The sequence below is a fragment of the Maribacter sp. R77961 genome, from assembly GCF_044594925.1.
Classification (GTDB): Bacteria; Bacteroidota; Bacteroidia; order Flavobacteriales; family Flavobacteriaceae; genus Maribacter.
This window is the reverse complement of sequence record NZ_CP138991.1, coordinates 3,962,724-3,975,822: the sequence shown is the minus strand read 5'-3', so window position 1 is coordinate 3,975,822 and position 13,099 is coordinate 3,962,724. Positions and strand designations below refer to the sequence as shown.

Here is a 13,099-nt window from a genome sequence, read left to right as displayed (position 1 = left end):
ATTTAATTTGGATTATTAAGGATGACCAAGGCAGCAATAACGCCAGGAACCCATCCGCAAAAGGTCAAAAGTAGCACAATTAGAAATGACCCACAACCCTTACCAATAACCGATAATGGCGGAAATAGAATAGCTAATAAAACACGAATAATACTCATTGATTTCTTAGTTTGATCGATGTACTAATATGTCGCTAAAGTACCTGTATTGTTACAAAATCACCTATTTTTATCGCTCTAATGTATTACTGTGAGAATTTTATCTGTTGTACTATTGTTCTTTTTTGGCCTCGCCCAAGGTACAAGCCAATACATTTTTAGTGGTGAAATATCCCAAACAGCGCAAAACAAAACCGTATATCTTTCATTGGTTGAAAATTATAGAAAATCTTCTCGCGTTTATGGGAATCAGATACTGAAGGAAACGCAGTCTAATGCTAACGGCTCTTTTAAGTTCGAAGGCAACAATCTCTCCGAACAAAATAGAATCTACAGAATTCATATTGATGGCTGTGAGGAGCACACAAAAGGAGGAAGTCATTTTTTTAAGAATTGTACCGATACCCAAAGTGTACTTTTTATAGCAAAAAAAGGAGACCGCATCGTTTTTCCTTTACTGGATAATGACCAACCGCTCTGCGAAGTAAATTCAAACAACAAAAATGCCGACCTACTTTTGGAGATAGATTACCTTAAGGAACAAATGATTCTTGATTTTATGGAGTACAACAGCAAAGCCAATGAATTGCTGACTTTCCAAAAGTGGTTTAAAATTTTTCAAGCGTACGGCGAAGAGAGCGAAGAGCCTTTAGCGGAACTCTATATTTATGATTTTCTATCGGATAGGGCAAGCGAAACGCACCCCTATTATGTGGTGGACGCTAAAACCAATTTGTATTATGCACAATTAGCCGAAAGACTAGAAAACCAATACCCCAACACTACCTTTACAGAACAATACTTGAACGAACTGGCAGCAGACCAGCTCCTTAAGAGTAACGAAAATCCAAAATCCGATAGTAAAATTTTGATGTATGTGGTCTACGGGGTACTTGCAATTATGTTATTGCAAGCAGTATTTTTTAGCATAAAGTTCATCCGGACAAAGAAGCGCACAAAAACGCCGGAAAAACTTACAAATCAAGAGCAAAATATTTTCAACTCCATATGCGAAGGCAAGACCAATAAAGAAATTGCCTCCGAATTATTCATAAGTGTAAGTACGGTAAAAACACACATCAATAATATTTACAAAAAGCTAAATGTGAAGTCTAGAGAGGAGATAAAAAATATGTGATTCACATCAAAAGACCCTCTTTGTTCGTCCATCCTCAAATTGCTTAAAGCCCCTATTTTTTGGCATTTTAATTAAAATCCACCTAGGTCTAGTTCCCATTTCCACCCTTATTATCAAAAGCTCAGTTCTTATTTTATTGAAATTCGGTTCTCATTTAAAATATAGCTTTATGAAAACCATTTCTTTAATATTGATTGCACTTATTACCTCCCTTTTTATTTCCGCACAGGATGTCAACCAAGAAATAACCCTGGACAATGGCCAAAAGTTTCTGGTCGGGGAAATAACAAAAGAAGGTTTAGCACAAACTACTTACAATAGTTGGTACAAGCCAAATTATGACAATTACAACGTGAAACAACCCATAATCGAAAAATTCAAAGATGAACTTCAGCACTATCAAATACTTGTATTCTTGGGAACCTGGTGTGGTGACAGTAAAAGAGAAGTACCCCGTTTTATGAAAATTTTAGATGCCGCGGGCCATCCTTCTAAAAACTTAAAAATAGTAGCACTTGACAGAAGAAAGGAGCATTACAAAACAAGTCCGGATGGTGAAGAGTGGGGATTACAAATCCTTAGGGTACCCACTTTTATTTTTTACAGAAACGGTAGGGAACAGAATAGAATCATAGAAACACCTAACAAGAGTCTGGAAGAAGATCTACTTCAAATCATAACTTCAGATAATTACATCGCTAACAAAGCACAGTCCATGCATTTTGATTGAGTTCTAAGCCCTTGGTGTTACCTGTAACAAATTAAGTATCATAAAATATGCTTTCTGTTTTCCTTTTGTGTGCGCTAGATTGAAAGATTACTGCATCTTACCTATCTTTGCGCCTTTAAATAAATTGCGATGCAGCTATCCGAGCAAGAAATTATCAGAAGAGAGAAATTGGCCAAATTACGAGAGATGGGTATTGATCCCTATCCTGCGGCCTTATACCCAGTAGATGCTACTTCAGAAAGTATAAAACAGGACTACGAGGAAGGAAAAAAAGTAGTTATATCGGGTAGGTTGATGCGAAAAAAGGTACAGGGAAAAGCATCTTTTGGAGAATTACAGGATAGCGAGGGCCGTATACAGGTATACTTTAACCGAGATGAAATTTGCCCACCGGACGACCATACCAAGTATAACGAAATCTTTAAAAAGCTTTTAGATTTAGGGGATATCCTGGGTATAGAAGGGGAGCTTTTTACGACCAAGGTCGGTGAGAAAACCGTCTTGGTAAAAGACTTTACCATTCTCTGCAAAGCCTTACGCCCTTTACCGCTTCCTAAGCAAGATACCGAAGGAAATACCTACGATGAATTCAACGACCCGGAACTACGCTATCGTCAGCGCTACGTAGATTTGGTGGTGAATCCTCATGTAAAGGAAACTTTTGTGAAACGTACGAAGATTACGAACAGTATTCGTCAGTTTTATAACGATAAAGGCTACTTAGAGGTTGAAACGCCCATACTACAACCTATCCCAGGTGGTGCTGCCGCAAGGCCTTTTTTAACACACCACAACGCACTGGACATACCGCTATACCTGCGTATTGCCAATGAATTGTATTTAAAAAGATTAATCGTTGGTGGTTTTGATGGGGTGTATGAGTTCTCAAAGGATTTTAGGAACGAAGGAATGGACCGCACCCACAATCCAGAGTTTACGGTGATGGAATTGTATGTTGCCTATAAGGATTACAATTGGATGATGGATACTACCGAGGCACTCCTTGAAAAAGTGGCCATAGATGCTAACGGCACATCAAAAGTAAAAGTTGGCGAAAATGAAATTGAGTTTAAGGCTCCCTATGCAAGAGTCCCTATCTTGGAAGCTATAAAAATACATACCGGCGTAGATGTTGCCGGAATGGGTGAGGAAGAATTGCGCGAGACTGCTAAAAATTTAGGCTTAGAAGTAGACGAAACCATGGGCGTAGGTAAACTTATCGATGAGATTTTTGGCGAAAAATGCGAGCACTTTTACATACAGCCCACCTTTATCACGGACTATCCAAAAGAGATGAGTCCGTTAACAAAACAACATCGCGATAATCCCGCCCTCACAGAGCGTTTTGAATTAATGGTAAATGGAAAAGAACTGGCCAATTGTTATTCTGAGCTGAACGACCCCATAGACCAACGCGAACGCTTTGAAGAGCAGTTGCGTCTTTCCGCAAAAGGAGACGATGAAGCCATGTTCATTGACCAAGATTTTTTACGGGCACTGGAGTATGGTATGCCTCCGACTTCAGGAATAGGTATTGGTATAGATAGATTAGTGATGCTGTTGACCAATAACTCCTCCATACAAGAAGTGTTGTTTTTTCCTCAAATGAGACCAGAGAAAAAGGCGGTGGAATTAACGGATGAAGAAAAAGCCATTGTCGCCATATTAAAACCAGAGGGCACCATGGATCTTGGGGCGCTAAAAACTCAAGCAGGACTTAGCGGCAAAAAATGGGATAAGTCCATTAAAGCATTAACTAAAAACAACTTGGCAAAAGTATCTAAAACAGAAAATGGACTTTTTATTGAACTTAGTTAGTTTTTCTACGTAGGTACGTTTGAATCATGATAGTGATTCCTTTTATTTTCGAAACGTAAAACCTAATACAGGATGAAAAAAGTGTTTTTTGCCTTTTCTATTGTTGTGCTCCTTTGCAGCCATACCATGTTTTTAAAGCTCAATACTTATTTTGTAGCACCTAATACAGCAATAGCACTTCAGCTATTTAATGGCACTTTTGAAAAAAGTGAAAATGTAATAGATCGCGACAGAATGATAGATGCCAGCATTGTAAGTGCCGGAGTTAGAAAAAAAGTCACCGACGCCCAATGGACCGAAAAGGACAGTACCACTTTTTTGAATTTTAAAACTGGAGCGCCGGGAACCTATGTAGTTGGTGTATCTACCAAAGCCAGGTCGCTGGCAATGGAAGCAAAAGCCTTCAATGATTATCTAGAACATGAGGGTATTTATGATATGCTAGAATGGCGTAAACAGAACAACGCCTTAAACACCAACGCTGTAGAAAAATATTCGAAACATGTTAAAACTATTTTTCAGGTCGGGGCAATTACAACCGATGATTGGCAGAAGCCTTTGGGTTATCCCATAGAGTTTATCCCCTTAGAAAATCCTTATGAGCTGCATACGGGAGACAGTTTAGCGGTAAAGCTTCTATTAAAAGGGAAACCCTTGGCAAATCAGTTAGTGTATGCAGATTATAGACCGATAGAAAATGGACACTCCCACGATACGGTTGCAACCGATGAAAACCATGGTCACTCCCATAATGATAAGGCCAATGCCGAACATACCCATGGCAACCCCGAACCGCATAGTCATGATGCTACAGTTACGGCTGCCGCAAGTCCCCATTCTCATGATGGCGAGGCACCAAACACTCATAAGCAAGAAGAAAAGGAAGCGTCGCATACACATGCTACAGGGCAACAACTGCGAACAAATGCCAATGGTATTGCCAAGGCACATCTTTCTGCCGATGGCATTTGGTACTTTCAAACCATTCATCTGGCACAAACAGAGGAAGAAGGCTTAACCCATGAATCTAACTGGACCACCTTGACATTTGAGACCACTCATGCTCATAGTGCTGCTACGCACACACATGAAGATGACCACGAGCATGAAAACAACTATTTGACATACGTTATATTGATAGGTAGTATAATTTTGATCGGTGCTTTGTTTTTATGGTTTAACAGCCAAAAAAAGACCAATGAGTAGTAAAAGGTATGTACTCAGTGGAGCCCTTCTGTTATTCCCTTTACTGCTTGCCGCGCACGGAGTAAGTTCGGGTGATCAAGAAATATTGAATAATGGAGGACTTTTATCCTACATATACGTAGGAGCAAAACACATGCTTACCGGTTATGATCATTTGCTATTCCTAGCAGGTGTTATTTTCTACTTGAACGGATTTAAAGATATTTTAAAATTCATCACCGTTTTTACTATTGGGCATAGCATTACACTGATTGGGGCAACCTATTTAGGCATTAAAGCTAATGAACATCTCATAGATGCGGTCATAGCTTTAAGTGTACTCTATAAAGGATTCGAAAATTTAGAAGGGTTTAAAAACTATTTAAAAGTAACATCTCCCAACCTTCTTCTTATGGTATGGATTTTTGGATTAATCCACGGATTTGGACTTTCTACCCGCCTACAGTCTTTTGATGTGGGCTCCTCTCAGTTTTTATCCAAAATCGTATGTTTTAATATTGGGGTTGAGCTTGGACAAGTACTAGCATTAATACCCATAGTTTTTGTCATTACCCAATGGAAATCGAAAAAGAGCTATAAGGCTTTTTATAAAGCAGCTAATATCTATTTAATTATTGCGGGCGCAGGTCTCTTTGTATATCAACTATACGGTTATTTTAAAGGTCATTGAGACAAAACCATTATTCTTATCTTAATCTAGGCTAAAGCATCTTCTTTTAAATTAATTTTTCCGAACTGATATGGGACATTGTTCATTTTACGGTTCATTGCTTCGTATTATTCAATAATGTTGAAACCATAAGCCCTAACGCTAGACTAAAAAAAATGCTTCCAATTTAAATCTCCCCAATAGTTTTACCACCCCCTAGATTGACACCTAAATCTTTTAAAAGGAAATTCATTTTGGGAACGCGTAAAAAAGCAATAGTTTAGAGAAATATGGAATTAGGTAAAAAAATAGGCCTTATATCAGGCCCCATATTCTTCCTTATAATCAAAAATCTGCCTTCGGCCCTAATTAGTGAAAACGCCGATGCCGTTATTGCCGTTGCACTTTGGATGATTATTTGGTGGATAACGGAGGCTGTTTCCATATCGGTAACGGCGCTATTGCCCTTACTGTTGTTCCCGCTCCTAAAAATTATGCCCATGGGAGACGTAGGTGCCAATTACGGGAGTCCCATTGTATTTTTATTTTTTGGCGGATTTGTAATGGCATTGGCCTTGGAAAAGGTGAATCTGCATAAACGTATAGCACTATCTATTATTAAAGTAACAGGTACTACACCGAATAAGGTGGTCCTCGGTTTTATGATCGCCACGGCCGTACTCAGCATGTGGATCAGTAATACGGCCAGCACCGTAGTAATGCTCCCTATAGCCATGTCGGTGATACAATTGCTTATTAACGATGCCGATGGTTTTACCAAACGGGACCGTAATTTTGCCCTGAGCGTTATGCTCGGTATCGCATTTTCAGCAAATGCGGGTGGTATCGCTACGGTTATTGGAACTCCTCCAAATTCAGTTTTAATAGGGCTTTTGGAAAATGAATATCAAATTGAAATCTCTTTTCTTAAATGGATGGTCATAGGATTACCCTTTTCCATCATCATGATAAGTATGTGCTATTTGGTCCTGGTAAAACTGATGTTTCCCAGCGGCACCCTAAAATTCAATGCTTCAAAAGAAATTATAGCAGATGAGCTTCAAAAGTTGGGCCCTACCAGCAAGCGGGAAAAAATGGTGCTTGTTATTTTTGGAATTACCATTTTCATGTGGGTTTTTAGAACCGTCATCAATAGCCTAATTCCCAATCTAGGCCTGTCCGATACCATGATCAGTATTTTTGCTGCTATATCCCTTTTTGCAGTTCCTTTTAATCTTAAAAAAGGCAGTTTTATACTGGAATGGAAAGACACTCAAAAATTAGCTTGGGGCATCTTAATCCTTTTTGGTGGTGGTTTAGCCCTCGCCAAGGGAATGTCAGTTACCGGTATTGTAGATTTGGTCGCAGGTGTCATCGCGGAGAGCGACATTAGCGTACTCATAACCGCCACCCTACTCATATTTCTTATGCTCTTTATGACAGAACTTATGAGCAACGTGGCCCTAGTGGCCGTTTTGGCTCCCGTAGTTGCCGGTATAGCGATAGGTTTAGGACTTCCTATCGTGTATTTATTAATTCCCGTTACTATGGCCAGCAGCTGTGCCTTTATGCTGCCCATGGCCACACCACCCAACGCTATAGTATTTGCCAGCGGCTATATAAAAGTGCATGAAATGGCCAAAGCTGGAATTCTCCTGAATATCCTGGCGGTTATCCTGTTGGTAGGACTATTTCAATTTATACTACCGCTACTTTTTTAAAAAACAAAGCCCCTACTGCAGTAAGGGCTTCTAGCTTGACTAATTCAGAAAATAATTCTATATCTTCTTCTCTAATAGACTTCAAAAAGTGGAAAATGTTACAAAATCGACTTATGATTTTATTAACAATTCCTTCAATTATTTTTTCGGTTCTTTGAAAAATTCTCAAACTAACACTAGAAATGACTAAAAAATTACTCTTTGTACTACTTACCTTGGTCTTTACACTAAGTTATCAGACCGCAGAAGCTCAAATCTTCAAAAAGAAAAAAAAGAAAACAGAAAAGACCGATGATAAACCCAGTAAGGACAAAATAAAGCCTTACAACAAGGTCATTACCAAGGATGCCCAGACGGACAAAGGTCTTTTTGACGTTCACGTGGTGGAGGACAAACACTACTATGAAATCCCGGATTCCCTGTTCAATAAAGAAATGTTGATGGTAAGCCGTATCTCCAAAACCGCATCACGTATCGGTTTTGGCGGTGGAAAAATCAATACCCAGGTATTGCGTTGGGAAAAGAAGGATAAAAAAGTATTGGTACGCGTGGTATCGCATGATGTAGTCGCTGCAGACTCCCTTCCCGTGCACGAAGCTGTTGTAAATTCTAATTTTGAACCGGTGCTGTATGCCTTTGATATCAAAGCGCTTAAGAAAGATTCCTTAAATCCGGCTACGGTAATCGAAGTGGATAATATATTCACCAAGGACACCAAAGCTTTTGGAATGCCGGAATTTTACAGAAAACGCTATAAAGTATCCCGCTTGGACGAGAGCCGTAGTTTTATCGAAAGCATTAAGAGTTATCCCTTGAACGTGGAAGCCAGACACGTAAAAACCTATTTGGCCAGTGCCGCCCCTAGTAATGGAAGTCTTGGTTCTATTTCTGTAGAGATAAACAATTCTATGGTTCTTTTACCTGAAGAGCCCATGAAACGCCGTTATTTTGACCGCAGAGTAGGCTGGTTCGCTAGAGGGCAGGTAGATTACGGCCTAGACGCACAAGAAAGTAAGACCATAACCTTTTTGGACCGTTGGCGTTTAGAGGTCAAGGACGAGGATATTGAAAAGTATACCCGTGGGGAACTGGTAGAACCTAAGAAACAGATCGTTTATTATGTAGATAGGGCAACGCCGAAACAATGGGTCCCTTTTATTAAACAAGGTATTGAAGATTGGCAAGTTGCTTTTGAGGCGGCCGGATTCAAAAATGCGATTATTGCAAAAGACCCGCCGACCAAGGAGGAAGACCCGGAATGGTCCCCTGAGGACGTTAGGTATTCCGTAGTCCGTTATTTGGCATCACCCATACCAAATGCCAATGGCCCGCATGTTAGCGACCCAAGAAGTGGAGAAATCTTGGAATCGGACATTAACTGGTACCATAATGTAATGACCTTGTTGCGTAACTGGTTCTTTGTACAGACCGCTGCCATTAACCCAGATGCTAGGGGTGTTGACTTTGAGGATGAAGTCATGGGCAGGTTGATCCGTTTTGTTTCCTCCCACGAGGTGGGGCACACCCTAGGGCTCCCTCATAACATGGGAAGTAGTGTTGCCTACCCTGTAGATTCCTTACGATCTGCAAGTTTCACCAAAAAGTACGGTACCGCTCCTTCAATTATGGACTATGCCCGTTTTAACTATATAGCGCAACCTGGTGACGAGGGCGTAGCTCTAATGCCAGATATTGGTGTTTATGACAAGTATGCCATACAATGGGGCTATAAACCAATTTTGGACAAAACTGCGGAAGAAGAGAAAAAGACCTTGGATAGTTGGATACTAAAACACGCTGGCGATCCACTGTACAGATTTGGTCATCAGCAAGTAGGAGATATCGTTGACCCAAGTTCACAAACGGAAGATTTAGGTGACGATGCCATTAAGGCAAGTACCTACGGCATTGCCAATCTAAAACGTATTGTTCCCAAATTGGTAGAATGGACCAAGGAAGACGGTAAAAACTATGATGACCTAGAAACCCTCTACGGCCAAGTCATTTCGCAATACAATAGGTATATGGGCCATGTATCCAATAACATAGGTGGTGTCTATGAACATCACAAAACCTATGAGCAAGAAGGTGCGGTGTATACACCCGTTGCAAAAGCACACCAGGCAAACTGTATGACATTTATCCAAGAAGAACTTTTCCAAACTCCGGACTGGTTGTTAGATCAGGATATTTTTGGAAAAACCCAATACTCGGGCTTCGTAGAACGTATCAGGTCTATACAAGTACGCACATTGAACAATATGTTGAGTCTGGGCAAAATGGCAAGACTTATTGAAAATGAGACCGCTAATGGTTCCGAGGCCTACTCACTGATAGCAATGATGAGCGATTTACGAAAAGGGATTTGGTCAGAGTTACCCTCTGGAAGAAAAATAGATACCTACCGCAGAAACCTTCAAAAAGCACACATAGACCGTTTGGCCTATTTAATGACCGCGGAGAACCAAGGTAAGAAGCCGGCCTTTGGAGGGTATCAAAAATCGACCGTGGTAAATACCAGTCAGTCAGATATCCGTTCCTTGGCAAGAGCCGAACTGAACAGCCTAAAACGAGAAATCAGAAATGCGGCGTCAAGAACATCGGACAGGATGAGCAAATATCATTTACAGGATACGGCGGAGCGCATTACCATGATTTTAGACCCAAAATAAATACTTAAAAAGAGGTAAGATTTTATGCGCAATCGATGAAAGGCAAATATCATCGATAACCCGATTTACTAAACCACATACAATAGCATTTTGCCATCAAGAAAAGCCCATTTCACAACAATGGGCTTTTTTGCGCTTACCCGTGTGCTACCTTTGGAGCATAATCAAAAACCCCCAAATCATGAGTAACAAACTAAAAAGCCTTATTTACCTCAGCTGTTTTATGATAGCAGCCATAATATATCATGTAGATGCTTCCAATAAAGAAGAAACAAAGCTTATTGATAGCTCGCAGACAACGGAAGCGGATATTACCATAAACCCTTTTATGGAGGATATAGGCGAATAACTAATTATAATTTCCCCAAATCAAAAGCACGGTTCGCACCGTGCTTTTTTAGTACCATATATTTTCAGCACAGCATCTTAGACTTACTGGTACTGCGGCCATATTAAGACCTGTTTTTTTGCTTTTCTGAACATTGAAAAAAACCAATCTTCTTACCACATGCCGCTATAATGCCAGAAAACTATCTCGGAGTAAGCCAGCGTAGCAATCAAAGAAAATTGCATTTAATTTCGACGTAAGCCTCTAAACATATAAATCTAGATTATCGAGTTAATAATTTCCTAAAAAAGAACCCTTCATTAAACCATTGTCAATAGCTACGGTCATACTTGTGAAATCAATAAAAATAGATAACATGAAAAAAATAGTTTTTGCAATGCTTTTAATGACAGGCATAACGGTAGTAGCACAAAGAGATGATATACGTGGACGTGAAAACCACATGAAGGATTTGAGCACGGAACAGATGGCGACCTTACAGACCAAAAAGATGACCTTGGCCTTGGATTTAAACGAGGAACAGCAAAGAAAAATGAAATCTTTATTAGCGACGCATATAGCAGCGCGAAAAGCGAAGATGGAAACACATAAGGCGAAAAAAGAAAATGGCGAAAAGCTGAGCGCTGATGAAAAATACACACTCCAGGTAGCACGCCTAGATGCCCAAATAGCCCATAAACAAGAGCTGAAAACCCTATTAACCGAAGCACAATACAACAAGTGGGAAAAGATGCAGCATAAGAGTCAAAAGCACAGAAAGGATAGAAAGGATAGAACTAAAGAAGGAAGAAAACGTAAAAAATAGTTTGGTTGGTTTAATGATGGATGAAAAAACCTTTGCAGTAGTGCAAGGGTTTTTTATATTTTATCAATACGGTCATTTTATATAATTAGTACTCTAAAAGTACGTATAAATATATATAAAATAGATGTACGTTCATCTTGTATTAAACTATAATTTACAGTAAAAAGGTTAAATTTTGTACCTTGTGGGAAATAAACGTTTATACAGACATATAAACGTGTTGTGGTGCATTTAAGACCAACATTTAGAACGCCAAAAACTTCTGTTTTAATTCAAAAATTTAGATTATATTTGTATCTAAATGGATACAGTCTAAATGATTATTACCGAAAAGGCATCTGAATTTGATAAGTGGATTAGAAAGCTCAAAGACATACGAGCGAAATCCAAAATACTATTCCGAATTCAGAAACTCGAAACTGATGAACATTTTGGAGATTGTAAACCCGTTGGCGATGGAATAAGCGAAATGCGAATTAATTACGCAAAAGGCTATCGCGTGTATTTTAAAGAAAAAGAGAGCAAAATCGTAATTCTTTTAATTGGCGGAGATAAATCAAGCCAACAAAAGGACATCGAGAAAGCGAAAAAAATCTGGAACAGAATAAAAAGCGAATAAAATGGCAACTACAAAATTTGATATTGCGGACTATTTGGATAGCGAAGAAATGATTGCTGAATATCTGAATACAGTTCTCGAAGATGGAGAAAGTTCTGATTTGATTGTAGCAATTGGACATATTGCAAAGGCAATCGGAATGACTAAAATCGCGGAGAAAACAGGAATGAGCAGACCGAGTCTTTACAAAGCTTTATCCGATGGAGCAAAACCACAATTCGGAACGATAATGAAAGTGCTGAAAGCTATTGGTGGACAAATAAACGTGAAACCAATGTCAGCGTAAAAAAAACGACACCACAACAATGGCTATAAGTAATTGCTTGTTCTCGTCTACTTTGGAAATTCCTGCGGAATTTCCAACTTGGTGTGTACTTGCAAAATTAATCGCTAAACCACGCAACTACTCATAGCCGAGACCGTTGTAACACATTTAAGAAAAAGTATGGGATTCTTTGAAAACCTCTTCGGAAAAAAGAAAAATAATAGTGAAAATCCTCAAAATAAAAAGGACACTAGTGATGGACAAATCGAAGACGAACCATATGGAATTGATGAAGACAATGCTCACGCCAGAGCACTCGAATTAATTCCGGAAGAATTTTTTTGGTCGTGCATTGATGAATTAGGACCGTTTGGTTCGGACGAAGGAGATATGGCTTTATCTGAGTTTAGAGATTGGAAAAAAGAAAACCCGCGCAAAAAAACTTACGAATGTCTCAAATGGACTATCGAAGGTGTTTCGGAAAAAGGAATATCAGATTACAATGAAAAAATACTTGATAGAGCCTTAATCCAATCTCAATTGGATGACGATAATTTTGACGACTCACAATACATTTATACTGTAGATATTTCTGTTATTGCTACTGGATTTGGTCAATTAGTAGATGAAGGTAAAATTGACGAAAAGAACAAACCGTTAATCCAGCTGGCAATTGACCGACAAAAAATTTGGGCTGAACTTGCTACGAATTGGGAACATAGGACTGAATATATTGGAAATCTAAATGTTCTAGACAGAGCACTTAAAGTAGCATAGAAAAACGTGTTACAACAAAACCTATAAACAATACGGGTTTCGGGCTTAAAAGAAAGGTTTGTGTATATTTATGATGTCGCGAAATCTTTGGGATTTCGCTTTGACCAGAAAAAGAAAAAACAAAACCAAAAGATTGCGCTATGTGCGTGGCGGAAAGCAAACGCTAGTTTCCTCCCGTACTGTTCATAGGTA

The 13,099-nt window shown here is 39.3% G+C and carries 13 protein-coding genes; 12 read left to right on the top strand and 1 reads right to left on the bottom strand.

What is annotated here, in order from left to right; genetic code table 11:
• Positions 1–2: 2 nt before the first annotated feature.
• Positions 3–158 (bottom strand): YqaE/Pmp3 family membrane protein, encoded by a 156-nt coding sequence (locus tag SJY09_RS17130; protein ID WP_396636923.1) that lies wholly within the window; start codon positions 156–158, stop codon positions 3–5.
• Positions 159–249: 91 nt separating this feature from the next.
• Here SJY09_RS17130 and SJY09_RS17125 point away from each other — a divergent pair, with 91 nt between their 5' ends.
• From SJY09_RS17125 to SJY09_RS17070, 12 genes are all read left to right on the top strand, one after another.
• The gene (locus SJY09_RS17125) at positions 250–1,296 is read left to right on the top strand and encodes a LuxR C-terminal-related transcriptional regulator (protein ID WP_396636922.1); all 1,047 of its coding nucleotides are present in this window, start codon (positions 250–252) and stop codon (positions 1,294–1,296) included.
• Positions 1,297–1,465: 169 nt separating this feature from the next.
• Positions 1,466–2,026: a thioredoxin family protein gene (locus SJY09_RS17120; RefSeq protein ID WP_396636921.1), complete on the top strand. Its 561-nt coding sequence runs from the start codon at positions 1,466–1,468 to the stop codon at positions 2,024–2,026.
• 129 nt (positions 2,027–2,155) lie between these two features.
• Positions 2,156–3,844, top strand: coding sequence for a lysine--tRNA ligase (gene lysS, locus SJY09_RS17115; protein ID WP_396636920.1), 1,689 nt, complete (start codon positions 2,156–2,158; stop codon positions 3,842–3,844).
• A 72-nt stretch (positions 3,845–3,916) separates the two neighbouring features.
• Positions 3,917–5,050 (top strand): DUF4198 domain-containing protein, encoded by a 1,134-nt coding sequence (locus SJY09_RS17110; protein ID WP_396636919.1) that lies wholly within the window; start codon positions 3,917–3,919, stop codon positions 5,048–5,050.
• Entirely contained in the window at positions 5,043–5,720 is a 678-nt protein-coding gene (locus SJY09_RS17105) for a HupE/UreJ family protein (RefSeq protein ID WP_396636918.1), read from the top strand. Before SJY09_RS17110 ends, SJY09_RS17105 begins: the two co-directional genes overlap by 8 nt.
• 269 nt (positions 5,721–5,989) lie before the next feature.
• The gene (locus SJY09_RS17100; protein ID WP_396636917.1) at positions 5,990–7,420 is read left to right on the top strand and encodes an SLC13 family permease; all 1,431 of its coding nucleotides are present in this window, start codon (positions 5,990–5,992) and stop codon (positions 7,418–7,420) included.
• A gap of 182 nt (positions 7,421–7,602) precedes the next feature.
• Positions 7,603–10,092, top strand: coding sequence for a zinc-dependent metalloprotease (locus SJY09_RS17095; RefSeq protein WP_396636916.1), 2,490 nt, complete (start codon positions 7,603–7,605; stop codon positions 10,090–10,092).
• A 181-nt stretch (positions 10,093–10,273) separates the two neighbouring features.
• Positions 10,274–10,441: a hypothetical protein gene (locus SJY09_RS17090; RefSeq protein ID WP_396636915.1), complete on the top strand. Its 168-nt coding sequence runs from the start codon at positions 10,274–10,276 to the stop codon at positions 10,439–10,441.
• Positions 10,442–10,796: 355 nt separating this feature from the next.
• Complete coding sequence (locus SJY09_RS17085) at positions 10,797–11,246, top strand: hypothetical protein (protein ID WP_396636914.1); 450 nt, start codon at positions 10,797–10,799, stop codon at positions 11,244–11,246.
• A gap of 316 nt (positions 11,247–11,562) precedes the next feature.
• The gene (locus SJY09_RS17080; RefSeq protein ID WP_396636913.1) at positions 11,563–11,865 is read left to right on the top strand and encodes a type II toxin-antitoxin system RelE/ParE family toxin; all 303 of its coding nucleotides are present in this window, start codon (positions 11,563–11,565) and stop codon (positions 11,863–11,865) included.
• Between the two features lies 1 nt (position 11,866).
• A complete protein-coding gene (locus SJY09_RS17075) occupies positions 11,867–12,151 on the top strand; it encodes an addiction module antidote protein (RefSeq protein WP_191100631.1) in 285 nt (94 codons plus the stop codon).
• A 159-nt stretch (positions 12,152–12,310) separates the two neighbouring features.
• Positions 12,311–12,907 (top strand): hypothetical protein, encoded by a 597-nt coding sequence (locus tag SJY09_RS17070; RefSeq protein ID WP_396636912.1) that lies wholly within the window; start codon positions 12,311–12,313, stop codon positions 12,905–12,907.
• The last annotated feature ends 192 nt before the right edge of the window (positions 12,908–13,099 follow it).

What these genes read in the sequence shown, in the direction of transcription:
- SJY09_RS17130 (WP_396636923.1), bottom strand. Translation starts at nt 158, where the DNA reads ATGAGTATTATTCGTGTTTTATTAGCTATTCTATTTCCGCCATTATCG.
- SJY09_RS17120 (WP_396636921.1), top strand. Translation starts at nt 1,466, where the DNA reads ATGAAAACCATTTCTTTAATATTGATTGCACTTATTACCTCCCTTTTT.
- lysS (WP_396636920.1), top strand. Translation starts at nt 2,156, where the DNA reads ATGCAGCTATCCGAGCAAGAAATTATCAGAAGAGAGAAATTGGCCAAA.
- SJY09_RS17110 (WP_396636919.1), top strand. Translation starts at nt 3,917, where the DNA reads ATGAAAAAAGTGTTTTTTGCCTTTTCTATTGTTGTGCTCCTTTGCAGC.
- SJY09_RS17105 (WP_396636918.1), top strand. Translation starts at nt 5,043, where the DNA reads ATGAGTAGTAAAAGGTATGTACTCAGTGGAGCCCTTCTGTTATTCCCT.
- SJY09_RS17100 (WP_396636917.1), top strand. Translation starts at nt 5,990, where the DNA reads ATGGAATTAGGTAAAAAAATAGGCCTTATATCAGGCCCCATATTCTTC.
- SJY09_RS17095 (WP_396636916.1), top strand. Translation starts at nt 7,603, where the DNA reads ATGACTAAAAAATTACTCTTTGTACTACTTACCTTGGTCTTTACACTA.
- SJY09_RS17090 (WP_396636915.1), top strand. Translation starts at nt 10,274, where the DNA reads ATGAGTAACAAACTAAAAAGCCTTATTTACCTCAGCTGTTTTATGATA.
- SJY09_RS17085 (WP_396636914.1), top strand. Translation starts at nt 10,797, where the DNA reads ATGAAAAAAATAGTTTTTGCAATGCTTTTAATGACAGGCATAACGGTA.
- SJY09_RS17080 (WP_396636913.1), top strand. Translation starts at nt 11,563, where the DNA reads ATGATTATTACCGAAAAGGCATCTGAATTTGATAAGTGGATTAGAAAG.
- SJY09_RS17075 (WP_191100631.1), top strand. Translation starts at nt 11,867, where the DNA reads ATGGCAACTACAAAATTTGATATTGCGGACTATTTGGATAGCGAAGAA.
- SJY09_RS17070 (WP_396636912.1), top strand. Translation starts at nt 12,311, where the DNA reads ATGGGATTCTTTGAAAACCTCTTCGGAAAAAAGAAAAATAATAGTGAA.